Below are 24,783 nucleotides of genomic sequence, written 5' to 3'. Positions count from 1 at the left end.
TCGGTCGCGCGCCTCGCCACCCGGAAAGGCAAGTCGTCGGCCATTCCGGACGTTCAGATGTTGGATTTGGTCGGTCAGCTTCAGGACACTCTCCGGCCGTTCGCACCTCAGCGGTCGTGAGCGGCGCGTCTTGCCGTCGCCAACGCGTACTTGCGACCCGTTCCTGCCTTTCGGTTGGTTTTCCCGAACGTCAGAACTTCGCTCTAAAGCGGCCGCCCGCTCCACGGTGCCGTTCCCTGTGTTGTCTTCATTTTTGAGTCCGCGAACAGGTATTTGTAGCAAGACCCTTAAAGCGAGATTTTCTGCGCCGCCAGATAAGGCGCAGCGGGCCCAAGGAAGCATGCCCCGAGATTTTGGGAAGCATCGGATGAGACTTTCCGCTCCGTGGACTCAGTTCTCTGGTTGCGAGATGCTCGCCCAGCGAAGCTCACCCATCACCGTCGCCCATCAGATGGCAACGCACAAATATTGCCTGTGAATCAGACTGATGTTACAGATTTGCCGTGACCAAGAAAGCGCGCCGATTTCCTCGCGCAAAAGAGTGCAGAAGCTCTAGGTGCGGCAAATCTGCATCAGGCTGGGAATACAGCAGGCGACCACCGCGGTCGCACTCGCCCATTGTTGCCTGCCGCCCTGCAACACAAGCGAAGCTCAGGCACCGGTCGCCACGGTAGTTTCTGTGTCCTCAATCCATTCCTGGACGGAAACCTCAATGGTAATGAAAGAAAGGTTCGAGCCCGACAAAATTCGCCCGGCGTAAACCTGACCGGCAGTGTCGGCGAGAACTCCGTTGAGCTTCACTTCTGCGACTTCGGTTGTGCCATTTCGCACTTCGCCGTAGACACTCAGAATCTCGACGCCAGGTCCTTCGATATGCACGACCTTTTCAGTCTCGCCTTGGCCGCGGACCAGGTTGCCATCAATCAAGCTTCCAACTACTCCCCGTACGACCGCGCTATGGAATCCGTTTGCCCGACACAGCACGGCGAGCGATTCCACCAAATCCTGGTTCGGCTTGATGCGAGCGACAAGTAGACGACCATAATGGCCGCGCTGGACGGAGATGGCTTCTGTGATGTTTTCGTTCATAATTTCGTGACCGGCTTCAGTAAGTCAAAGGTTGTTTCAGTATCGGGCGTAACGACGAAATCGACACCATCGAAAAGGCAAAGCCTGACGACGAGGCCATCGCCGCCTGCCACCGTTTCGTCCAGGATGATGTGACCGCCGTGTGCCTTTCCATTCTCGTCAGTGAAGCCACCATGGCAGTGAAGGATTCGGGCACCGTCATCTTTGTGCCCGACGGTGATTGCTGCGCTAATCAGCATACTTTGCCCGTCGACGACGATCGGGGAGCCATACACGTAAGGCTTAACCCCTGCGGCCGCACGAATCATCACGTGGTACTGAATTCGCTGGCAAATACCGCCAACAATTCGACCGCACCCCGCTCGCGGGCCTAAGTCATCCAGGACGCGATGGAGCGCGCGTCCAACGTTGGCGCCGGGCGGCACGGCTACACGAAGCTCCTCGGTAATTTGACCGCTGGTCACATCGACGAGACGGGGCGATGTCACCTGTCCTGGGTGAACAAAAGGCTGCGTGCTGAAATCCCCTTCGTCGAGCCGTCGCGCTCGTGACGCTAGGGCATCGGGGACAGACAATGTTTGGTGCATGAACGGGTTCTCCTTTGAGTGCCGTGATAAAGGCCAGCCCGTTAATGCACGAAGTGTGCCGACAGACGCTCGCCAGGTGCAGAAGCAAACGGCGCAAGCGCTTCGGGAATTGAAGCGCAACGGCTATCAGGCGCGTCGACGGTTGCGGATGCAACACTTGTCGCACCCGACGCTACAGGTGTCGCGCTACATCACGCGCCCGGAGTCGCCACAGCACCGACCTCCTGCGCGACCGTGACGAATGTCCCAATGCATGGATTCCGATTCAGCCGGTCCCATGTGACGTTCAGTTCGACATATGGGGGGTTCTGCAAGGGCCGAAATTTAACGTTCCGAGGCCGGGCAGTTTTCATTGACCGATGCACGAGCGCAACGCCTAGCCCCTGTCCGACCAAAGTTACGATGGTCTGTTGATAGTTGGTCTCAAGACGAATCTTTGGCGTGAAGCCGCGTTGCTTGCAGTGCCCAATGATGATGTCGTAGATGTATGGCGCTGCTGCGCGCGGCGAAATCAGGAAGGACTCGCCTTTCAGTTCTACGACATCGATTGGGCCGCTTCCACGCGCGAGCCGGTGGTCAGCCGGAAGCGCAGCCACTATAGGTTCCCGGAACACGGTCCTCGTTTCCAGCTCCGGGTGGTCCTCCGGCGGGTACATCAATGCCACATCGGTACTGCTCTGCCTCATGTCCTGCATGAGCAGCCTCGGTATCGACTCCGTCAAATGGAGGTCGACCGCTGGAAATCTGGATGCATAAGCGAGGGTAATCGGCGGCACCACGCTATACGCTGCCGCAAACATGAAGCCGACCGACAGTGAGCCACTTGCCCCCTGGCTGGCCGTCAGCGCGTTCTGCTTCGCCCGCTCCACAGACCCAAGAATGTCCTTTGCGTCGAGCAAAAAGCGCTCTCCGGCAGCTGACAATTTCACACTTCGACGATTCCGCTCGAACAGAACGACGCCAACCTCCTCCTCAAGCAGCGCAATCTGTCGCGACAGCGGGGGTTGCGATATGTGGAGCCGCTCAGCCGCACGGCCAAAGTGGAGGGTTTCGGCAACAGTGACGAAGTAGTGGAGATGGCGCAGTTCCATCTTATTCCCCATAGGTATCACAGCGTGACTTTTATTGTATTGGAAAATATGAGAGCGGAGGTCTAGTCTTGCATCACATCAGGGCGCTACCAACATTGGCCACAAGCCATCAACGTCCTGACGACAAGCGAAGGCACGCTACCAGGCGAGCCAGATAATCAACGGAGACAGTCGTGAGCCGCCAAAAAGTAGCCCACAACGCCCTCTCACAGGGTTCAACGCGACGTGGAACGCCAGAGTTCCACGACAGCACGATGCGAGACGTCATGGAGCGCGGCAGGTGCTTCGTTGACAGTGGTTTGCCCGTACTGATTCTGGGCGAGACGGGAACCGGCAAAGAGGTCGTCGCCAGAGCGCTCCACCAGTACAGCGCACGTCGAACCCAATCTCTCATTACCCTCAACTGCGCTTCGATTCCCGAGACACTCGTCGAAAGTGAACTGTTCGGATATTCGCGTGGAGCGTTCTCCGGCGCGCTGCCTGGCGGCATGAAGGGAAAGATTGAGGCCGCGCATGGCGGTACGTTGTTCCTCGACGAAATCGGCGACATGCCGCTAAATCAGCAGGCGCGACTCCTCCGGGCACTCTCCGAACGTGAAATCACGCCGCTTGGCGCAACGAGACCCGTTGCGGTCGAGTTTCAACTAATTTGCGCAACGCACCAAAATCTGCCGGAACTCGTCCAAGATGGGACCTTCCGGGCGGACCTCTTTTACCGAATCGCGGTCGGCATTCTGCGCTTGCCGGCATTGCGTGAACGGACTGACCTTGCGAACCTCGTTCAGCAAATTGCCAACGAAGAGGCCGGACATCCTGTCTCTATCGAGCAAGGAGCATGGGAAGCGTTGTTGTCATGTAGATGGCCCGGCAATGTTCGTCAGTTGCGCGCGGTTCTGCGTTGCGCGTGCGCATTGAGCAAGGATGGCGTCCTCCGCTCTGGCGATTTCCCACAAGACCTGATGCGTCATTCGAACGTCCCGTCAGTCGCCGCTTCGGGTGCAGGTGCCATCGGTAACGAGGCTGAAAGCCGACCTCGTTCAGACAGCCGCTCTGCCCAGAAGCGGGAGCGTGTTCTCCGGGTGCTCGCCGGAAGCCGCTGGAACATGTCGGCAGCCGCAAAAGACCTCGGCGTTTGCCGGTCAACCCTCTATCGACAACTCAAGTCACTCGGAATCCCTCACATAAAAGATGGCGGATTTCCGCTCGGTGAAACCTACGCCGAGTTCGCAATCACGCAGTCATAGTGACGCGCTGAACTGCTAAAAACAGCACGGGAAACATGCACTAGCTCGCTTCCTTTCTGCGACCATAAGATTCACTAAGTTATACGAAGTTTTTTAACCTCAACAAAAAAGGCCGGCAACCGGCTGCAATGGAGACATTTATGAATACCACGAGTAGGCGTTCGTTTCTGAAGTTGATGGCTGTTGCAGCGTCGGCGCCGTCTTTGACTGTCATTTCTCGCCCGGCGCGTGCTGCGGAATTCACGCTTCGATACGCAAACAACCTTCCCGGAACGCACCCGATGAATGTGCGCGCAAAAGAGATGGCTGCCCGAGTCTCCGCGGAATCGAAGGGGCGTGTGGAAATCCAAATCTTCCCGAACAACCAGCTGGGCGGGGATACGGACACCCTGTCACAACTGCGCTCCGGCGCCGTCGACCTGTTCACCTTGTCCCCTCTGATTCTTGGCACATTCATCCCGACAGCGCAAGTCAGCGGAATCGGATTTGCTTTCAACGACTATGACAACGTCTGGGCCGCCATGGACGGAGACCTGGGTGCGTATGTCCGAAAGCAGATTGGCGCGACTTCGATTTTCGCGTTCGAGAAAATCTGGAACGGTGGATTCCGCCAGATAACGACGTCCACCAGGGCCATCGCGCAACCCAAAGACCTTCAGGGTATGAAGCTGCGAGTCCCTCCCAGCCCGCTCTGGACATCCATGTTCAAAGACTTCGGGGCTGCTCCTGCGAGTGTGAATTTCTCAGAGGTTTATTCTGCACTGCAAACGCACGTCGTCGAGGGCCAGGAGAACCCTCTGTCGATTATCTACACGGCAAAGCTCTTTGAGGTTCAGAAGTTCTGCTCTCTTACCAACCATATGTGGGACGGCTTCTGGTTTCTGGGCAACAAGGACTCGTTCGGACGTCTGCCTCCCGACCTTCAGACCATCGTGCGTAACGCGATCAACGAAACGGCAGCAAAGCAGCGCGAAGACGTGACGCAGCTCGACCGAACTCTCCGTTCAAAACTTGAAAGCGCCGGGTTGAAATTCAACGAGGTCGACAAAGGTGAGTTCCGCAAGCAGCTCCAGGCCTCAGGCTTCTACTCCGACTGGCAGAAGAAGCTAGGACCGCAAGCCTGGTCGCTCCTTGAAAAATACTCTGGAAAACTGGGGTAATGTCATGCATACCACGCACTCCCTTGCACACGATTGCGCAACTGCGCGGCCAGCGCGCTTATCGGCGACCGCAGCCAAAGTACTCATCCGGCTGGTTGAATTCGCCGCCGCTGCCATTCTTGTCGCCGAAGTCGCGGTCCTCTTCTGTGGTGTCATTTGGCGTTATGCGCTAAACAACCCGCTTGTCTGGTCCGACGAAGTCGCATCCGCACTCTTTAGCTGGCTGGCCATGTTGGGCGCCGTGCTTGCATTGAGTCGTGGCGAGCACATGAAGATGACTGCAGTCGTCAAGAAATGGCCGCCGGCGGTGCAGGCATGGGCACAAAGTGTGGCCTCGCTCATCGTCTGCGTCTTTGTCGCGATGATTCTGCTTCCGGCCGCACACCATGCAACCGAGCAGATGGACATCACTACACCGGCGCTCGGAATCCCCGACGGGCTGCGTGCCATGGCTCTTCCAGTCGGTGCCGCACTGATGTTTCTTGTGGCTCTGGCAAAGATGTTCACGCTGAACGGTGTTATGACCCGCGTGGCAGCCATCGCAACTGTCGCAGTTGTCGCTGGTACCCTGTGGCTAAGCGCGCCTGCTCTGCTAGCGGTTGGAAATCTGAACCTTCTGGTGTTTTTCGTCGCGCTGGTTGCCGGGGCTATCGTTGTTGGAACGCCCATCGCCTTTGCCTTCGGCATTGCGACGGTCAGTTACCTGGCTCTGGTTACACACGCGCCACTCGCCATCGTCGTCAGTCGCATGGACGAGGGTATGGCGAACCTCGTGCTTCTGGCCGTCCCTGTCTTTGTACTGCTTGGGACCCTTTTGGAGGTCAGCGGACTCGCACGCTCACTTGTCGAATTCATGTGTTCGCTGCTCGGCCACGTGCGCGGGGGTCTTCAGTATGTACTGCTTGGCGCAATCTTCCTCGTCTCCGGTATTTCTGGCTCGAAAGCCGCTGACATGGCGGCCGTCGCGCCCGCGCTGTTCCCCGAGATGCAAAAGCACGGCTCAGACCCCGAGGAGCTAGCCGCTCTCCTGAGTGCATCTGGGGCAATGACGGAGACCATACCGCCTAGTCTCGTGCTCATTACCATCGGTGCGGTGTGCGGCGTGTCCATCAGTGCGCTTTTCGTTGGGGGGCTGCTTCCGGCCGTCGTCGCAACGGCAGCAATCGGCGTGGTTTGCTGGTTACGTGCTCGCTCCGGACCGGCGCCGACGCAAAAGCGGGCATCGCTGAAGCGGATTGGTACCACCTTCGTGACCGCCTTTCCCGCACTTCTTCTCCCGGTGCTTATCCGAATCGCCGTAGTTGAAGGGGTCGCTACTGCCACGGAAGTTTCGACGCTCGCCGTCGTCTACACGCTCGTCTTCGCCATGGGCGCACGACTCCTGGGTCGCCCCGTCAAGCTGAAGCGGCTTTACTCCATGCTCGTAGACGCCGCAGCGCTGTCTGGTGCAATCCTGCTGATTATCGGCCTTGCTACGTCCATGGCATGGGCACTAACGCGCTCGGGATTCTCGGGTCAACTCGTTGCGATGATGAAAAGCGCCCCCGGTGGGTCTGTGGGCTTCCTTATCGTCACGATAATCAGCTTTGCGATTCTTGGCAGCGTACTTGAAGGCATTCCCGCAATTGTTCTCTTCGGACCGCTGCTTTTCCCGGTTGCTCGTGCTCTCCAGATTAACGATGTGCATTACGCGATGGTCGTCATTCTGTCCATGGGACTGGGACTGTTTGCGCCTCCGTTCGGCGTCGGTTTCTATTCCGCGTGTGCCATCGGAAAGGTGTCGCCTGACGGTGTTGGACCGAAAGTATGGCGCTACATGGTCGCCTTGCTTGCGGCACTCATCATCGTCACTTTTGTCCCCTGGATTTCTACGGGCTTCCTGCCCGCCTCCCCCATCTGAATTGCCTGCGGAGTAAGTAATCATGCTGGATACCACAATTGAACAAGCTGCCGCGCGCCGCGTCGCCGGTTCGAACGGACGCGTCGCTCTGGTGACAGGAGCGGCGATGGGAATCGGCGCTGCAATTGCCGAGCGTCTGGCCGCCGACGGGTTCAGCGTCGTCCTCGGCGACCTCAACCTCGAAGCTGCCGATGCGGTCGCGCAAAAGGTCTGCGCACAAGGCCAGAGCGCCATCGCCGTCACGCTTGACGTGGGCAGTGACGTCTCCATTCAGTCCGCCTTCGAGCAGATTGAGGCGCAGTTCGGCCGTTGCGACGTCCTCGTCAACAATGCAGGTATCGCGAAGACCTACCCATTCGAGACCTACCCAGTTGCTCACTGGCGCGCCGTTATGGAGGTCAATGTGACCGGACCGATGTTGCTTGCCCAGCAGGCCGTGAAGCAAATGAGGAAGCATCGTTGGGGTCGAGTGGTAAACATTGCGTCCGTTGCGGGCATCCGCGCCAGCGCCGGACGGACAGCTTACGGCACCTCGAAATCGGCCGTTATTGGCTTGACCCGCCAGATGGCAATCGAACTTGCCGACTATGGCGTCACGGCGAATGCCATCGCCCCCGGGCCGATTGAGACGCCTATGGTCGCGTCCCTCCACTCGGACGTGGCCCGCGACAACTTCCTGAAACTCGTCCCAATGAAGCGATACGGAACTCCCGACGAAATCGCCGGCGTCGTGTCATTCCTGGCTTCGGACGACGCGTCGTATGTGACCGGCCAGACACTCGCGGTCGACGGCGGCTTCATCGCCGCCGGCGTGCTCGAAATCTAACTTGAACCTTCTTGAGGAATCTATTATGTCCGCTCAACCGCTCATCATCGGATGGAGTCACCTCCCGTTTGGCAAACTCGACGCTCTCGGACCGGAGGAGATGATTTCGAAGTCTGCTATCGATGCCATCGCACATGCTGGCATTGACCCGAGTGTCATCGATTCGGTTCACGTCGGCACGTTTAACGCCGGCTTTGTCTATCAGGACTTTCCTTCCACGCTCGTATTCAACTCGATTCCCAGCCTGCGATACTCCGCAACAGTCCGTTGCGAGAACGCCTGCGCAACCGGCTCTGCGGCGATTTACTCTGCACTCGATGCGATACGGTCCGGACGCTCGAAGTACGCCCTCGTTATCGGCATGGAAAAGATGTCATCGCTTCCCACAAAGGAAGTCGGCGACATCCTGCAAAAATGCTCCTACGCCAAGGAAGAGGCTGGCGTGCCCGGCGGCTTCGCCGGCATTTTTGGCACTATTGCTCAAGCTTATTTCGACCGCTATGGCGACCAGTCGGATGCACTCGCCGCGATTGCGGCGAAGAACCATCGCAATGGCACGGCGAACCCGTACGCACACATGCGACGCGATTTCGGCTTCGACTTCTGTCGGAACCCATCCGAAAAGAATCCGTTCGTAGCGGGACCGCTCAAGCGCACCGACTGCTCCCTGATTTCCGATGGTGCCGCCGCGATGATTATCGCAGCGGATGATGTCGCTTCCGATGTGCGCCGCGCAATCGGCTTCCGGGCAAGCGTTCAAATCAGCGACTATCTTCCGCTCTCACGCCGCGACAAGACGCAGTTCGAGGGCGCGCAGCGCACCTGGAAGCGAGGACTCGAAGAATCCCGGTTATCGCTCGACGACCTTTCGTTCGTCGAAACGCACGACTGCTTTACCATCGCAGAACTGCTGGAGTATGAGGCGATGGGTCTCGCGAAGCCCGGTGAAGGCGCAAGAGTGATTCTGGATGGCGTCACCACCAAAGACGGCAAGCTGCCAGTCAACCCGTCTGGCGGCCTTAAGTCGAAAGGTCATCCCATTGGCGCCACAGGCGTTTCGATGCACGTCATGGCAGCCATGCAACTGGCTAACGAAGCCGGTGATATGCAGATTCCCAACGCCACGCTTGCCGGTGTCTTCAATATGGGTGGAGCGGCGGTCACGAACTACCTTAGCGTTCTGGAACGGCGACTCTAAATACAGCGGGCTCGTTTGATAGAAGCGATTTGAATTGAGGATTGAAATGCTCACAACTGTCATGAATTTAGGAGACCTGCTTACCCAGGTTTCCCAACGTTTCCCCAAAGAACCCGGGTTCATCACTTCCGACAAGACGTGGACGTGGGAAGAAATCAACAGGCGTGTGAACTCCGTTTGCGCGGCCCTGCGCGAACAAGGTGTGAGAGCGGGAGACCGCATTCTTGTTCACTCTCGAAATAACATCGCTCTTTTCGAGAGCGCTTGGATTGCTTTCAAACTCGGCGCCGTTTGGGTTCCGACGAACTATAAAATTGCTCCGCCAGAAGCCGCCTACCTCGGCAAGTCCAGCCGGGCCAGCGTAATGGTGTACGACGACGGCTTCGAAAATTACGTAGACGCTGTGCGCGACGCTTCCCCCACACTTCAGACCGTTGTCGCTTTGGGCAAGCCGCGCGATGGTGAACTGAACTACGACGACCTCGCCAGCATGGCGGCTCCGGGCTTCGAATCGGCAACCGTGGACCGCGATAGTCCGCTCTGGTTTTTCTACACATCCGGCACGACGGGCCGCCCCAAGGCGGGTACCTTGACCCATGGACAAATGGCCTTCGTGGTGACGAACCACCTGGCGGACCTGATGCCAGGTATCAACTACCGTTCCCGCTCACTGGTCGTCGCTCCGCTCTCCCATGGTGCGGGCATCCATGCGCTGGTCAACACGGCACGTGGAGCCGCGAGCGTTCTTCCGAGCGGCGACCGCCTCGATGCGGAAGAGGTCTGGAGACTCGTCGAGGAGCATCGTGTGGACAACATGTTTACTGTACCCACCATCGTGAAGGTCATTAGCGAGCACGAGAGCGTCGACCGCTACGACCATAGCTCGCTGAAGTTCGTCATCTACGCGGGCGCGCCGATGTATCGCGCCGACCAGAAACATGCGCTGAGTAAGCTGGGACCAGTGCTCGTTCAGTATTACGGCTTGGGCGAAGTGACGGGCAACATCACCGTGTTGCCTCCATGGATGCACAGGGAGGACGACGACGCAACTGACGCACGGGTCGGGACGTGCGGGTATCCGCGAACGGGCATCGACGTGGCAATCCTCGACGACGTGGGTAACCGTCTGGCTCCGCTGGCGACCGGCGAAATCTGCGTTCGGGGGCCTGCGGTCATGATTGGCTATGACGACAATCCCGAGGCCAATGAGAAAGCATTTAAACACGGATGGTTTCACACGGGCGACCTCGGCCACGTCGACCAGGACGGATACCTCTACGTCACGGGTCGCTCGTCGGACATGTACATCTCGGGCGGCTCTAACGTCTATCCCCGTGAGGTCGAGGAAGCATTGCTTACCCATCCGGCCGTGCACGAAGTTGCGGTACTGGGCATGCCCGACCCGAAATGGGGCGAACTGGGCGTCGCGGTGATTGTTCTAAAGGAAGGTGAAGCGGCAACCTCCGACGAAGTTGTCGAGCATCTCGACGGCCGCCTGGCAAAGTACAAATGGCCGCGTCGTGTCGTCTTTTGGAATGAGTTACCGAAGTCGGCTTACGGGAAAATCACCAAGAAGGACGTTCGAGCGAGGCTCGTACAAGAGTCTCAAGAACAGTCACCCCAACCTGCGAGCGTCTGACATGGCCATTTACCAGATAGGAGACAGGCGGCCGAACATACACGAGTCCGTCTTTGTGCACGAGACGGCCGTGGTCATCGGCGACGTGGAAATCAAAGAAGGTGCGTCGATTTGGCCTGGGGTGGTGATTCGGGGCGACAACGAGAAAATCGTTATTGGCGCGAACACCAACGTTCAGGACGGTGCTGTCATTCATGCGGACCCTGGCTTCCCGGTGAATATCGCTGAGAACGTGTCTATTGGACATCTGGCGATGCTGCACGGCTGCACTGTCGAAGAGGGCTGCCTCGTCGGTATCAAGGCCGTCGTTCTCAACGGCGCAACCATAGGCGCGCGCAGTTTGGTCGGTGCGTGTGCACTTGTTGGCGAAGGTAAGGTCTTTCCGTCGGCGAGCCTGATTATCGGCATGCCCGCAAAAGTGGCGAAGACGCTGTCCGGGGACGTTATAGACAAGCTTCTAGGGAACGCTCATGACTATCGCTCGCGGGCAGCGTTCTACACGTCAAATCTTGTGAGGATTGGCTAGTGTGAGTTGCGTACAACTTTCGGGGCGTACGCGAGAAGGCTTTCTGTATCCAGGTCCCCTTGATTTCTTAGGAGAGTGAAAATGATGTGGTTTAACGGCGCAGAGCTCGTCTGGAACAATACGCCAGTGCGGGAACTCGATATCTGCGCGCTAACCAACTCTGAGCGCTTCGAGTTTCTTTGTGCAATTTCAGCACATGACCCGATGCCTCTTGGGTTGGTGCCTCCGCACGCCTTGTCGGGCCCGTGTTTCCAGACCAGGCGGTAGGATGGCCGACGTACTTACGGTATCAATGGGGCGGGCAGCTCAAGACCTCCTTCACTCCTTGCGTTCAATTGTTGGTAAGCGGAATGTTCTCACTGGTGACCGTGAGACCCGGCCGTTCACGAACGGCTTTCGCTTTGGTGGAGGGGCTGTACTTGGGGTCGTGAGACCCGGTTCTCTCATCGAAATGTGGCGAGCATTTACAGCATGCATCCAGCAAAACGTCGTCGTAATTACGCAGGCCTCCAACACGGGTTTGACAGGGGGGTCAACACCCAATGGCAACGACTACGACCGGGAGGTCGTTGTTATCAACACGACGCGAATCCGAAAGTTGCACCTGATCCTGGGTGGGGAACAGGTAATTTGCCTCGCTGGCACTACTCTGGACCAACTTGAGCGCGACCTCAAACCTTTAGGTCGCGAACCGCATTCCGTCATCGGTTCATCTTGCATCGGCGCATCCGTAATCGGCGGAATTTGCAACAATTCGGGCGGCTCGCTCGTCCGCCGCGGACCTGCATACACGGAATTGGCGCTTTATGCGCGGGTCGATGCAAACAGACGCGTAGATCTCATCAACCATCTCGGCATCGAACTCGGAACCTCGCCCGAAGAAATATTGACGCGCCTGGAAGCCGGGCAGTTCAACGATGCCGACATTGCACGATCGACCGGCGCAGGCTCGGACCGAAGCTATGTGAACCATGTCCGCGATATCGATGCCGAGACGCCTGCCCGCTATAACGCAGACCCACTTCGACTTTATGAAGCATCGGGCTCCGCCGGCAAGTTGATGGTTTTCGCCGTCCGACTCGACACCTTCCCGGCTGACAACGCAACGAGCGTCTTCTATCTCGGAACAAACGATACGTCGCACTTTTCGGAGGTCCGCAGGCACATCCTATCCAGATGCGAAAGTGCACCGGTTGCCGGAGAGTATCTGCATCGCGACGCCTACGATATGGCGGCGAACTATGGTAAGGATATGTTTTTCGCCATCGAGCGACTTGGAACGCATCGATTGCCAGCGCTGTTTGCCGCCAAGAACCGGTTCGACTCGGCTCTTGGTAAATTCGGGTTCGTCGGTGAGCATGCATCAGAGCGACTTCTACAGTGGCTGAGCCGATTGATGCCGAACCATCTTCCGCATCGCATGCAGGATTTCAGACGACGTTATGAGCATCATCTGATGGTGAAGGTGTCCGCCAACTCGGCTGACGAGGTTCGCAAGTATTTGAACTCGCTTCGGGGGAAGGCGGACGCCGATTTTTTTGAATGCACCGCGACAGAAGGACGTAAAGCGTTCTTGCATCGATTTGTCACTGCCAGCGCTGCCGTCCGTTATCGCGCGGTTCACCGAAAGGAGGTCGAAGACATTGTTGCACTTGACATCGCACTGAGGCGCAACGACAAAGACTGGCTAGAGGCCCTTCCCGAAGACATTGATAGCAAATTCGTGAAGAAACTGTACTACGGTCACTTCTTCTGTCATGTCTTTCACCAGGACTATATAGTCAAGAAGGGACTGAACTGTCTCGACCTCGAACATAGGTTGCTAGATTTATGCGAAAGCCGCGGCGCGAAATATCCAGCCGAGCATAACGTCGGCCATCTGTACAAGGCAGAAGACACGCTCGCCCAATTTTATCGGAGCCTCGACCCGTGTAACTGCATGAACGCGGGAGTCGGTCAGACGTCAAAATTCGACAATTATCGAGAGCCACATTAGGCGGTGGTGACCGGACACCTTCACGGGCGAGTCTAGATCGAGCTTTTGCCGGAATCCGACACCCCGTTGAGGTAGTGGAGCGACGGAGGGTTGCCGACAAGCCACGTATAGACCTTTTCATGGGCGTTGTCGGCGGGGCGAAAGTCTGGGTCCGCTCCTGGCCGACCACTGCCGTATGCGATTCGCATCCTCGCCACGCGCTCGACCGGCAGCCATCGGCAGAACGCGACCCACTCCGGTCAGACACCTTTCCCCAAACCGGTCAGTCAGCCAAATTCAGGTTTCGCGATCTGGACTGCCACCAAGATGCTTTATTCGCCCTTGCGTGCACCGAAGAGTGGCATCATCCAGAACGGTTTGAACCATTGCGCCCAAAAGGGCGTTGCCTGAATGACTGGCTTGGCGCTCGGCGGCTTGCGAGCAACCAGTTGGGCAAGTGTCGCTTCCGCTATCCGACGTGCCTCCGCAAAACTCATAAAAGCCGGCACCATTGCGTTCAGTGCAATCGGATCCGCGAGCAGATCGCGCAACGTCTGCTCGTCCTTCGCTTCAAGCTGCAGTTCGTACTCGATTTGCAGCGTGCTCTGCAATTCGGCCAAGGTCAGCATGTCCGCCTCCAGGGTGATCGACGAAAATGGTTCAACGCTTCTTCGCGCACACCGCCTGCACTGCTCGCCGTTGACGAGCGGCGAGCCGCAGCGGTCTCCGCCATGCTGCCATCCGTGCGCATTGCGTGATGCGCAACGGGTCCGTTGGCGTGTAGTATGGCGCATTTGTGCGCAGCAGCAAAGAGTCATTTCATAGCGCGGCACTCTCTGGCGAATTCCACCTATCGTTCAATGACTTGTGCAGCGTACCGCTAGCCAAACGGGAATTGCTGCGACGCACGAGAGGGTCTGGTTTTTCGTCGGTATCTTGACCGTCGTCGGAAGGGCCAGTTCGAGCCGAAAGCCTACGAGCGCAGTTCGGCCGGAGCCGACATTGGGCCGGGCTGAGTTCTACGTCAGCGATAAGGCGGCGGATTGCTGGCGGTCGTGGCACCGACCAGCCGAACGACAGCTTCCTCGATCGGCGAACTCACACTCCCGACCCATCTCAGCCGGTCAGCCGATTGCAGCTCGGGCGCCGAGTTCCGAGGTACAGCGGTCACTCGGGACAATCGGCTGAGGTTCTGGATCGCCCCTATTCGTCGATTGCTATAGACTGGTCTCCCAACGCAGAGCAGTCGAAACTGTCTGGAGAAAAGTCATGTTCTCGCGCAAACCGGGCGATAGAGATAGCAGTGGCCGTTCGTACACCTGCTTTTGTCCTCAATCGGACGTCATGTTTGCGAACAACCGGATCGGCACAGGACTTTCGCGGCGCGGCTTCGTCGTCGGCATAGCCGCCTCCCTGCTGATGCAGATTCTGCCCAGGCTCTCCAGCGCGCAGACAGCGCCTGTGCCATCGAGTCCCACGCAGCCCATTCTCTTCACGAATTTCCGCCTTTTCGACGGCACATCCGGCAGGTTGCGCGGTGGCCTTTATCTGCTCGTCGAAGGCAATCGCGTTCATACGCTCTCGCAAAACCGGCCCACCATGCCCGACGGTTCGCAGGTGATCGACTGCGGCGCGCGGGTGCTGATGCCGGGCCTCATCGACATGCACTGGCATACGTTGATCGCCGCGGTGCCGCTGCCGACCTTGCTGACCGCCGACATCGGCCTCATCCATATCGCCGCGAGCGCCGAGGCCGAGCGCACCTTGATGCGCGGCTTCACCACGGTGCGCGATGCGGGCGGCCCGGCGTTCGCGCTGAAGCAGGCTATCGACGGCGGCATCATCTCGGGGCCGCGCATTTACCCTTCAGGCGCGATGATCACTACCACCGGCGGTCACGGCGATTTCCGCCAACTCACCGACGTCCCCCGCACCACCGGCCGGGTAAGCGCCTCCGAGCAATCGGGCGGCAGCATCATCGCCGATAGCGCCGACGAAGTGCGCAAGCGCGTGCGCGAGCAGTTCATGCAGGGCGCCTCGCAGATCAAGCTCATGAGCAGCGGCGGCGTTTCCACGCCGCGCAGTCCGCTCGACATGCTCACTTTCACCGAAGCCCAGGTGCGTGCTGCCGTGGAAGTCGCGCAAGACTGGGGCAGCTACGTGATGGTGCACGCATTCCCGCCGGCGGCGATCCAGCGTGCCATGGCGGCAGGCGTTCAATGCATCGAACATGGTCACTTGATGGACGACGCAACGGCGAGCCTGATGGCGAAGAACGGTACGTGGCTCAGCATTCAGCCGTTCCTCAGTGCAGACGACTCGGTACCATTGACGGGTCCGAGCCTCGATAAAATGCAGATGGTTTTCGCGGGCACGAACAACGCGTATACGCTTGCGAAAAAGCACGGCATCAAGACGGGATTCGGCTCAGACCTGCTGTTTTCTCCCGTGCTCGCCGCGCGTCAGGGCACGATGCTGACGCACTTGCTGCGCTGGCACACCGCAACGCAAGCCTTGCAGATGGCGACTGCACAAAATGGCCAACTGCTCGCGCTTTCGGGTCCACGCAACCCGTATCCGGCGAAGCTTGGCGTGGTTCAGGAGGGGGCGTATGCCGATTTGCTGCTCGTCGATGGCGATCCCACCCAGGATCTCACGCTCATCGCCGATCCGGCGAAGAACCTGCGCGTCATCATGAAGGACGGGAAGATCTACAAGAATACGCTCGGCGCGTAAGCGGCTTGACACGCGACTCAACCCGGCTCGATGTCGATGCGATCCGCTTTCCTTATGGCGGGAAGCCGCTGTAGAACGACCACTTGAATGTCGGCTTCTGCGTGCAGCCGAATGGCCGACTGTACGCATTCACGAAAGCCCCGGAAAGCTGACGTTGAAGAATTCAACGTCAGCTCTACAACACCTTCATCGAACTGGTGCTCTCGGCCAGTTTTTGCCGTTCGCCTGACTAATGGAGCGGCCACTCGAAAGGCTGGGCCATTCCGAAATCAGCCCGACGCTCAACACACGGATATCGGCCAAAGCCGACGCTCGCCGAACCGGCAGTGTGCGGCGGGTCTAGGCCGCTTTGCTGACCTTCGCAACCCGTTACCGACAGATGCCAGCTATGCCATCAATAAATGAGTCTTCGCGAGCCGAAGCAGCCTCTTACGCCGACGAGATGCCACTGACCGGTACCAATGGACTCCGTACATTCATCGGGCCGCGAGCACGGGGAGACTGATGCGGAAGGAGCAATGCAACAGGGCTGCTTGGCGCGCGACAGCCGGCTCGGGCGGTCTCCGCCTTGGCTAGTTCGATCCTAGATTACGCGGCTCAGCCTGAGGATATCGGGCAAACCGAAATCACAGACGTCCCGTTGCCCGAGACCTCGGGAAACAGCGACCTTAACTGCAAGTTCGTATGCAATTGATCGTTCCCGCAGCAGAGCGCTCAAGCCCTGTGAGAGGATTTCCCGATCTGCTGCGCTCAAAGATTCAGCTTGGAATGAAATTGTTTCGGACATGTGCAACTCCTCCGCTACAGGGCAATCGCTCTCACTGTCGATAACTTTCAAGTTGTCAACTTCCGCGGAATCTCGACTCGTAGCAAACGATTGAGGTTCGCTGAGCTATGGAGATACTGTCGCCGCGACACGCTCTCCAACTGAGCGTCGAAAGTCCGGATAACTTGCTGTGTTAAACGGACGGCGCCCTCCCTGAGTACCCACTCGCCAGTGGCGTATGCGTGCTCCGCGGCCACTTCGAGCGCTCTCTCGGTCTCACAATATGTCTCGTAGGCGGCTGTTCCGTACCCGTCTCGCCACAGCAGGTATGAGTGATACGTCGTGCGGATCAGTTGATACAGCTGGTGTCTATTACCTTTTCCTGCACGACACGCAGCCAAAGCAAGGTGCGCGACCAGAGAAGTGTGTCTCACATACTCGATCGGCAAAGGAAGCAACATATCCTTTGCGGATACTTTACTATGCATCATTGGGTCCTTTCCCAGGCTTCCGAGACGAGTAATCGTTTGAGAGGGGGCCTCGCGAACGGAAGGCGTCCGATATTCCTGTCGCCTGACGGCGACTGGAATATCGGCGAGCGCCCGTGGCGCGGAAACCGGCGCATCAGACACGTTGTGGCTTATAAGCAGCAGGAAGACACGAACTAGACTACCGGCGCGTAAGCCGTTTCGCGGTCAAGCCCAGCTTTGTCCATGCAAAGGCGGATCTTTTCAAGCTCCGATTGACCCGGCTTGATGAGAGGCGGGCGGACATATGCTTCGGGTAACTTGCCCAGGTACACCAAAGCCTCTTTCATGCGGTTGTGCATGTCCAGCAAAGGGGCATCATAAAATGCTCGAACGGTCGGATAGATTCGATCATTGATTGCCTGCGCCTTCTTCAGGTCACCAGCCTTGATGGCCCGGAAAAGTGCGACCTGCAGATTGGCGATCACGCTGCCAGCACCTGATAGAAGACCATCGCATCCCAAAGCGAGTGACCCAAGCAACCACGCGCTGTGCGTGGTGAGAACTTTCACCGGATTCGCAAGCGCGTGAAGTTCGCGGATATGCCGCTCATGTTGGTTGCCATCGCCGATCTGGTCTTTAATTGCGCGGATCTGCGGATAGCGGTCGAGCAGCTTCAGCAGTGTGTCGAGCGGATAGCTCAGGTTGGAAGCGAGCGGGAACTGGAACAGAATGATGGGCAGATCGGATGCATCGGTAATCCGACGCAGATGCTCGGTGATCATTTCCGGCCGCAGATGACCGCCCATGACCATAACGTCGGGCGGAAACACGAGCAGCGCGTCCGCACCCTCCTCTTGAGCCATCCGGGACATCCGTCCTGCCTCAAGGCTGCTGTTCGTAAAGATGCCTGTAATGATGGGAACGCGGTCACCCAGGATCTCTTTGGTCAGAGCGGCGACGCGATGCTGCTCTTCATACGTGAGCGCATGGACTTCAGCAGCGTGGCCGTTAATGGTGATCCCTGTGATGCCATCGACAGAAACAAGATCGTTCAGGTGGGAACGATATGAACGTTCGTCGATGTTCAGATCCTGATCGAAAGGTAAAAGGCACGCGGGGATAACCCCTTCAGGGACAAAACGGGACGCTTTTGACATCGTCGACTCCTAAAAGTGAGGGCTGGTTCAAAGGCAGTTGGGGCGTCGCCGCGCGAGGATCGGCGCAACGCCGTAATCTGTCAGAGGCGAGGCAGCAAAAGGCCGCCGTCGATTTCAATGGCATGTCCGGTCGCATAGGGAAGTGCGCCGGACGCAAGGCTTTTGATGGCTTGAGCGATGTCTTCCGGCCGTCCCCAGCGCGGTATCGGGACCAGCCCGCTGTCCATCCGATCGCTGTAATAGTCGCGCACTTGTGCAGTCATATCCGTTGCGATCAGTCCTGGGCGGACCTCGAAGAGCGCGATACCGGCTTTCGCAAGGCGAACCGCGAAAAGCTGGACAGCCATGGACAAACCTGACTTCGACACGCAGTAGACGGACTTCTCAGGCGAGACCATCGTGGCGTTTGCCGAGGTGATGGTCACGATGCTGCGTCCTTCTCGCGAAGGAGATTCGGCCAGCATGCATCGAGCAGCCTCTTGCGTCAGGAAGAATGTTCCTTTCAGGTTGATGTTTATCAGCCTGTCGAATTCTTCCGGCGGAACATCGAGTATGTCGCCGCGCACGGCGATTTGTACGCCAGCATTGTTGACGAGACAGTCCAGGCGCCCAAAGGACTCATAGACCTGCTTGATGAGTGGTGCGTGCACACCCAAATCCGATATGTCGGCCTCGAAGAACACTCCGCGCGCGCCCCGTTGTGCAATTCCCAACAGGGTTTCGTCGGCATCCGGTCCGCCAACAACGTCATTGATCAACACATCAAAGCCCGCTTCAGCCAACGCGTAAGCAGTTGCGCGTCCGATCCCTCGCCGCGCACCGGTCACCAGAGCTACTTTTTTCGGTTCCACAATGACTCCTTCGAGAATCGTTTTAAGCCTGTCGGACACTGTCCGCAGAAATTCAAACTGCCGCCGTGTGGCCGGGCAGAGATGCACGAGTGGGCAGCCCTTCTGAATCGCCGATCACCTGTACCGCAAGTGATCCAATCCAATTGCCTCGTGCGACGGCCTCTTCCACGCCAAGCCCTTCGAGCAACCCGCTGATCACGCCGACAGCGAACCCATCTCCTGCTCCGACCGTATCGATGACTTTCGCGACGGGGCATGCCGGTATGGTTTTGGCCTCGTCTCGGGTTCTGAAATAGGCGCCGTGCTGGCCGAGCTTGACGACGACCAGGTTCGCGCCTCTGTCGAGGTAAAAGCCGGCGATCTCCTCGGGCGTGTCATATCCGGTCAGGATGGATCCTTCGCCAAGACCGGGCATCACGATGTCCGCATGCGACGCCAGATCATTGAGTGTGTGGATCATCTCCGCACTGGAGCGCCACAAGGACAGTCGCAGGTTCGGATCGAATGAAATCGGCTTGCGCGCGGCATGCATCGTTCTTGCAGCATGGAACGACAATTCGCGTGCCGTCTCAGACAGTGCAGGAGTAATTCCCGTCAGATGAAGGTGGCGCGCGCTTAGCACATAATCAGCTGCGAAGTCGGTGATAGAGAGCGTGCTTGCTGCGGAGCCCTTGCGAAAATACTCAATCTTCGGGTCGGAACCGTCGCTGGTTTTCGACTTAAGCATCATTGCCGTCGGATGTCTCGGATCTACCGTGACACAGACGTCATCGACGCATTCCGCAGCGAGCGTGTCGAGAACCAGCTTTCCAAACGAGTCCTCGCCTACCCGGCTCACCCAGCCGACCTTGAGGCCAAGGCGCGACAGGCCGATGGCGACGTTCAACTCCGCGCCAGCGACACGCTTTGTAAAACTACGTACGCGGGATAGCGGACCGAAATCATCGGCCACGAACAACGCCATTGCTTCGCCAATGGTTACGACGTCAAGCCCATGGCTCATTTTTACTCTCCGAGACTTTGATATTCCGCGTGTTGCGGTCATGCGTCCCTGCAATCCCGTCATGCCGGGCTAACCGATGGCGGAGCCACGAACGCGCGAGCGTCTCATGGAGTGAGGACGGTATTGATCCATACAGGCCCAGCGCGCCTTATTCCACGACACGTGCCGCGGAATGAGGCACAACCGGGCCACACCGAACGATGAAACCGCAGTACAGGTCTATGCCGCGCAGCTCCCTGGCGTTACGCCTAGAAGCCCTTGCCGAGATACTTGTCGACGTTCGTGGCGTCTACCTGTTGGCCAGGCAGCACGACCTTCGCGGGAACCGTCTCGCCGAGCGCGACCTTGTGTGCGTACTCGATCGCCTCGGGTGCTGCGAACGGATAGATGAAGGTCGCAGCCATCGTTCCGTCCTTTACGGCCTGAAACGCCGTGTTCTGTCCGTCGATGCCAATCACCTTCACTTCCTTCAGACGCCCCGCTGCCTGCAGTGCCTGAACGGCCGCCAGTGCCATCTCGTCGTTGTGTGCATAGACAGCCTGGATCGTGCCCGGACCAAATCGCTGCAACTGGTCCTCCATGAATTTCAGCGCAGGTTCGCGGAGATAATCGCAGTACTGGGTCGCCACGACCTTGATCTGGGTTCCCTTGATGCCGTCAGCGAATCCGTTATGCCGATCCAGCGTCGGCGAAGCACCCGCCGTTCCCTGGATTTCGATAACGTTGCCCGTCCCATGCAGCGCCTGCGCGAGGAACCTCCCGGCCGCCACACCAATCGGTCGATTTTCCGCGCCGATGTGCACCGTCACTGGGGTGTTCACTTCACGGTCAATCGTGACAACCTTGATGCCGTCGGACATCGCTTCGCGGACGACCGGAGTCAGTGCCTGAGCCTGCAGCGGACTGATCATCAGGACCTTCACATGTCGTGCGATCAGGCCTTCGACGTCCGAAACCTGCTTGTTCGCCGAGTTCTGGCCATCGGTGACGAGCACTTCGACATCGGGGTAATGCTGTGCCGCGTATTCCTTGTTGACATTGACCATCGCAATGCGCCACGGGTGGTTCATGGTGGCTTGTGAGAAGCCGATGAGGGTCTTGTCGGCAGCCTGTGCACCGACACTCGACGCGACCAGGCAACACACAGCGATCGCGCGGCTAACTCGTTTCAAACTGAACATGATGAAGTCTCCTCTCTGGTTATCCAGCGCCTGCCCGAACATCGGTTCTGAGGCAGGCTCCCTGGGATTCCTACTTGCGCAACTTGCGCATCTCCAACAGAACGGCAATGATGATGATCAGGCCCTTCACGATCTGCTGCGTGAACGGAGATACGCCGATCAGATTCATGATGTTCGCGAGCACCGCGAGGACTGCCGCACCGATGACAGTTCCCACCACGCCGCCTTCGCCGCCGAAGAGACTCGCACCACCGATCACCGCAATGGTGATCGCCTCAAGTTCCTGGCCGGTACCGAGCGTCGGCTCCCCGACGGTGAGGCGCGAGACGAGAATCAGTGCGGTAACGCCGGCGAGCAGGCCACTGATGACGTACACAGCCAGAGTCGTGAAACGAACGTTGATGCCGGACAGACGTGCCGCTTCATGATTACTGCCGACAGCGTAGATAGCCCGGCCGAACGCGGTGTATTTGAGAACTATGTAGGAGACCGCGCATACAAGAGCGAACACAACCACGGGCACGGGTACACCCATTAGATTGCCCCACCCCAACCACGCGAAGTCAGCAGCGGCGGATGCGTCGACGGGTTGCCCGCCCGACAGTGTCATCGCAAAACCCCGTGCGGCCACCATCATCCCGAGCGTCATGATGAACGGAGGGACCCGGCCAAGCGTAATGCCCAGGCCATTGAGCACACCCAGCACAGCACCAACAAGCAGGCCGCAAACAACGACGAGCGGCACGGAAACGCCATGACCGAGCATCATCGCGCTGATGACGCCGACCACGCCGATGATAGAACCGATCGAGATGTCGATACCGGCTGTGATGATCACGAACGTCATGCCCACACCCACGATGCCCGCCAACGCCATCTGGCGCAGGACGTTGACCAGGTTCGCGTGACCGAGAAAGTCCGGTGAGATGAAGCTTGCGATCACGCAGAGGAGCGCGAGAGCCCAGAATAGTCCCGATGATTTAAGTAGGTATGCGAATGAACGATAGTGGTTGCCCGCGTCCACTTTCACGGTTTGCGTTGTCATGATGTCTCCTGCTTACTTTGCTATGCCCTGGGGAGACGACACGTCTCGACCAGATGTTGAATGGCGTCTGCGACGCCGCCTTCGTCGTTGGTTGTCGTGACCCAGTTCGCAATGCCTTTCACCGCGTCGACACCATTACCCATTGCTATCGCATATCCTGCCGCTTCAAACATCGGTACGTCGTTGTAGGAGTCTCCGATTGCAACAGTCTCTTCCGGGCTCACGCCCAATTGCGCCTGCAGCGCACGTAGAGCAGTTCCCTTGGAAACGCCCAGTGCATTGATTTCGAGTAACCGATGGTGCGAAAAGAGCGCGTTCGTCGTCGGCGCCAGTTGCGCACGAATCGTTTCCAGTGTCGGTTCCTGCGTGGGCGGTGCGATGAACATCAGCTTGTGCGGCAGTTCCGTCAGGTCCAGGTAGCTCTCCACCATTTCGGGAACCTCGCGTGTGACCTCGTGATCGTGCCGGAACGCATCGTTCCATCCAGGAATGCGCCACGCCTCGGTGCTGTGCCAGCTGAGATCCACACCCCACTGCACGGCCAGGCGGCACGCGGCCTCCACGTCCTCGCGTCGCAAGCGCTGGTCAGAGATACCTTCGGCGGACAGTGGGTCCGTTGCATGCACCTGGCCGATCCAGCTTCCGCCAAAGCAAATAGCCGGACCGGTAAGCGACAGTGCGTTCATGACATGCGACACGCCCCGCGGCGAGCGCGCCGTCGCCAGTACAACGCGCGTGCCAACGTCACGTGCCGCGCGCAATGCCTCGGAAACCCGAGGCAGCACAACACGTTCAGTGGTGAGCAACGTTCGGTCGACGTCAATGACGATCAGCCGCACATTGCGATTGGCTACGGCGTTCATTTGCTCATCACCTTTTCGCGTGCACCGAGATGGATCGACAGCGTCTTGACCGCCGTGTATTCCTCGAGGCCGTATTTGCCCATCTCCCGGCCGTAGCCGCTCTGCTTGTAGCCACCGAACGGATACTGCGGCTGTCCGTCGATCGTCGTGTTCACGAACACGACGCCGCTCTTCAGCTTGCGGCCAACTGACATGCACCGGTCGATGTCTTTCGACCAGACACTGTTGCCCAAGCCATACTGGGTCGAGTTGGCGAGTTCGACAGCCTCGTCGAGCGACCTGAAACGGGTGACGGTCAGGACCGGCCCGAAGATTTCCTCGCGGAACAGCGTGGCGTTCCTGCCGACGCCTTCCAGCACGGTCGGGGGGAAGTAGGAGCCATTGCCCTCGGCGGGTACGCCGCCGGTCATGACCGTAGCGCCTTCTTCGATGCCCTGTCGGACGAGGGATTCGACCTTCTGATAGTGTCCGGGATGGATGAGCGGGCCCACGTCGGTCGCATCGTCGAGCGGGTCACCGAAGACGAGACGTCTGGTCGCCTCTGTCACGCGACGCACGAACTCGTCGGCGATGGTGTCCTGCACCAGCAAGCGCGGATGCGAGACACAGCACTCACCGTTGTTGAAAAAGATGCCGAATACAACGCCATCGACGGCCGCATCAAGATCGGCATCGTCGAACACGATATTTGCGGCCTTGCCGCCCAGCTCGACCGCGACCCGCTTGATCGTATCCGCGGAATTGCGAATGACCTTGCGTCCAGTCTCCGTCGAGCCCGTGAAACTGACGATATCGACGTCCGGACTGGTCACGATCGTTTCGGCAACCGGATTGCCGTACCCTGTCACCACGTTGATCACGCCCGCCGGAATACCCGCCTTCTCCGCGAGTCGGACGAGTTCGAGTGCTGAGCCCGACGTAAATTCCGAGGGTTTAACGACAACCGTGCAGCCTGCCGCGAGTGCGAAGGGCACTTTCTGCGAAAAGATCAGCGCGGGGAAATTCCACGGCACGATCAGGCCTGCAACGCCGACCGGCTCGCGCAACACGAGACCCATTTTCGAGGGACCGGCATCGGTAAAAGTTTCTCCGTGAATCTGCAACGCAAGCGATGCGGCGTAGCGGGTCAACGTCACGACGCCTTCGAGATCGCCGCGAGCGAAGCGAATCGGCTTACCCACTTCCTCAGCATCGATTCTTGCAAGCCGCTCCTTGTCAGCTTCGATCAGATCAGCCCAGCAATTGAGCAGCCGCGCGCGATCGATACCGCCGCGCTGAGGCCAACCGCCTGTGTCGAAAGCGCGCCGTGCCGCTTCGATCGCGCGTTGCGCGTCCAGTTGCGTTCCCTCAGCGAACGTGGCAACGCCTTGTCCCGAGCCGGGCGCAACACGCTGGATCACGCTGTCCGACGAAACGATCTCACCAGCAATGTGATGGCCGTAAGTTCTTGCCGCTTGAGGATTCATGTCTTCTCCA

Annotated in this window: 21 protein-coding genes; 9 read left to right on the top strand and 12 right to left on the bottom strand. The window is 58.5% G+C overall.

Annotated features, from left to right (window positions below):
- Window positions 1–651 precede the first annotated feature (651 nt).
- From L0U84_RS38375 to L0U84_RS38365, 3 genes are all read right to left on the bottom strand, one after another.
- Window positions 652–1,089, bottom strand: a complete 438-nt coding sequence (locus L0U84_RS38375) for a PPC domain-containing DNA-binding protein (RefSeq protein WP_233858527.1) — start codon at window positions 1,087–1,089, stop codon at window positions 652–654.
- The gene (locus L0U84_RS38370; protein WP_233858525.1) at window positions 1,086–1,676 is read right to left on the bottom strand and encodes a hypothetical protein; all 591 of its coding nucleotides are present in this window, start codon (window positions 1,674–1,676) and stop codon (window positions 1,086–1,088) included. The genes L0U84_RS38375 and L0U84_RS38370 overlap by 4 nt, the downstream gene beginning before the upstream one ends.
- A gap of 191 nt (window positions 1,677–1,867) precedes the next feature.
- Entirely contained in the window at window positions 1,868–2,767 is a 900-nt protein-coding gene (locus tag L0U84_RS38365) for a LysR substrate-binding domain-containing protein (RefSeq protein ID WP_233858523.1), read from the bottom strand.
- 173 nt (window positions 2,768–2,940) lie between these two features.
- Here L0U84_RS38365 and L0U84_RS38360 point away from each other — a divergent pair, with 173 nt between their 5' ends.
- The 8 genes from L0U84_RS38360 to dld all read left to right on the top strand — a co-directional run bounded on the left by L0U84_RS38360 (window position 2,941) and on the right by dld (window position 13,256).
- Window positions 2,941–4,011 (top strand): sigma-54-dependent Fis family transcriptional regulator, encoded by a 1,071-nt coding sequence (locus tag L0U84_RS38360; RefSeq protein ID WP_233858521.1) that lies wholly within the window; start codon window positions 2,941–2,943, stop codon window positions 4,009–4,011.
- A gap of 140 nt (window positions 4,012–4,151) precedes the next feature.
- Complete coding sequence (locus tag L0U84_RS38355; protein WP_233858512.1) at window positions 4,152–5,171, top strand: TRAP transporter substrate-binding protein; 1,020 nt, start codon at window positions 4,152–4,154, stop codon at window positions 5,169–5,171.
- Between the two features lie 4 nt (window positions 5,172–5,175).
- Window positions 5,176–7,071: a TRAP transporter large permease gene (locus L0U84_RS38350; protein WP_233859840.1), complete on the top strand. Its 1,896-nt coding sequence runs from the start codon at window positions 5,176–5,178 to the stop codon at window positions 7,069–7,071.
- A gap of 22 nt (window positions 7,072–7,093) precedes the next feature.
- Window positions 7,094–7,897 carry an SDR family NAD(P)-dependent oxidoreductase gene (locus L0U84_RS38345; protein WP_233858510.1) on the top strand — a complete coding sequence of 268 codons (804 nt, stop codon included), beginning with the start codon at window positions 7,094–7,096 and terminating at the stop codon, window positions 7,895–7,897.
- 25 nt (window positions 7,898–7,922) lie between these two features.
- Window positions 7,923–9,095 carry an acetyl-CoA acetyltransferase gene (locus L0U84_RS38340; protein ID WP_233859838.1) on the top strand — a complete coding sequence of 391 codons (1,173 nt, stop codon included), beginning with the start codon at window positions 7,923–7,925 and terminating at the stop codon, window positions 9,093–9,095.
- Window positions 9,096–9,141: 46 nt separating this feature from the next.
- A complete protein-coding gene (locus L0U84_RS38335; protein WP_233858508.1) occupies window positions 9,142–10,734 on the top strand; it encodes an acyl-CoA synthetase in 1,593 nt (530 codons plus the stop codon).
- Between the two features lies 1 nt (window position 10,735).
- On the top strand, window positions 10,736–11,260 hold the full coding sequence (locus tag L0U84_RS38330; RefSeq protein ID WP_233858506.1) for a gamma carbonic anhydrase family protein: 525 nt from the start codon (window positions 10,736–10,738) through the stop codon (window positions 11,258–11,260).
- Between the two features lie 268 nt (window positions 11,261–11,528).
- A complete protein-coding gene (gene dld, locus L0U84_RS38325) occupies window positions 11,529–13,256 on the top strand; it encodes a D-lactate dehydrogenase (RefSeq protein ID WP_233858504.1) in 1,728 nt (575 codons plus the stop codon).
- A 311-nt stretch (window positions 13,257–13,567) separates the two neighbouring features.
- On the opposite strand, the gene L0U84_RS38320 is transcribed toward dld, so the two are convergent.
- Window positions 13,568–13,864, bottom strand: a complete 297-nt coding sequence (locus tag L0U84_RS38320; RefSeq protein ID WP_233858502.1) for a hypothetical protein — start codon at window positions 13,862–13,864, stop codon at window positions 13,568–13,570.
- 640 nt (window positions 13,865–14,504) lie between these two features.
- Here L0U84_RS38320 and L0U84_RS38315 point away from each other — a divergent pair.
- Window positions 14,505–15,971 (top strand): metal-dependent hydrolase family protein, encoded by a 1,467-nt coding sequence (locus L0U84_RS38315; RefSeq protein ID WP_233858500.1) that lies wholly within the window; start codon window positions 14,505–14,507, stop codon window positions 15,969–15,971.
- Between the two features lie 583 nt (window positions 15,972–16,554).
- Here the strand turns inward: L0U84_RS38315 and L0U84_RS38310 are convergent.
- The 8 genes from L0U84_RS38310 to L0U84_RS38275 all read right to left on the bottom strand — a co-directional run bounded on the left by L0U84_RS38310 (window position 16,555) and on the right by L0U84_RS38275 (window position 24,773).
- Entirely contained in the window at window positions 16,555–16,758 is a 204-nt protein-coding gene (locus tag L0U84_RS38310) for a hypothetical protein (RefSeq protein ID WP_233858498.1), read from the bottom strand.
- A 643-nt stretch (window positions 16,759–17,401) separates the two neighbouring features.
- Window positions 17,402–18,364 carry a dihydrodipicolinate synthase family protein gene (locus tag L0U84_RS38305; RefSeq protein WP_233858490.1) on the bottom strand — a complete coding sequence of 321 codons (963 nt, stop codon included), beginning with the start codon at window positions 18,362–18,364 and terminating at the stop codon, window positions 17,402–17,404.
- An 80-nt stretch (window positions 18,365–18,444) separates the two neighbouring features.
- Window positions 18,445–19,215 carry a 3-ketoacyl-ACP reductase gene (locus L0U84_RS38300; RefSeq protein ID WP_233858488.1) on the bottom strand — a complete coding sequence of 257 codons (771 nt, stop codon included), beginning with the start codon at window positions 19,213–19,215 and terminating at the stop codon, window positions 18,445–18,447.
- Window positions 19,216–19,267: 52 nt separating this feature from the next.
- Window positions 19,268–20,218, bottom strand: coding sequence for a sugar kinase (locus L0U84_RS38295; protein ID WP_233858486.1), 951 nt, complete (start codon window positions 20,216–20,218; stop codon window positions 19,268–19,270).
- Window positions 20,219–20,466: 248 nt separating this feature from the next.
- Window positions 20,467–21,441 carry a substrate-binding domain-containing protein gene (locus tag L0U84_RS38290; RefSeq protein ID WP_233858484.1) on the bottom strand — a complete coding sequence of 325 codons (975 nt, stop codon included), beginning with the start codon at window positions 21,439–21,441 and terminating at the stop codon, window positions 20,467–20,469.
- A 28-nt stretch (window positions 21,442–21,469) separates the two neighbouring features.
- A complete protein-coding gene (locus tag L0U84_RS38285; protein ID WP_233858469.1) occupies window positions 21,470–22,444 on the bottom strand; it encodes an ABC transporter permease in 975 nt (324 codons plus the stop codon).
- 20 nt (window positions 22,445–22,464) lie between these two features.
- Complete coding sequence (locus L0U84_RS38280; RefSeq protein ID WP_233858460.1) at window positions 22,465–23,307, bottom strand: Cof-type HAD-IIB family hydrolase; 843 nt, start codon at window positions 23,305–23,307, stop codon at window positions 22,465–22,467.
- Window positions 23,304–24,773, bottom strand: a complete 1,470-nt coding sequence (locus L0U84_RS38275; protein WP_233858458.1) for an aldehyde dehydrogenase family protein — start codon at window positions 24,771–24,773, stop codon at window positions 23,304–23,306. The genes L0U84_RS38280 and L0U84_RS38275 overlap by 4 nt, the downstream gene beginning before the upstream one ends.
- Window positions 24,774–24,783 lie beyond the last annotated feature (10 nt).

This window comes from Paraburkholderia sp. HD33-4 (assembly GCF_021390635.1).
Taxonomy (GTDB): Bacteria; Pseudomonadota; Gammaproteobacteria; order Burkholderiales; family Burkholderiaceae; genus Paraburkholderia.
The sequence above is the reverse complement of the archived record's forward strand: the minus strand, read 5'-3'. Positions and strand labels throughout refer to the sequence as shown.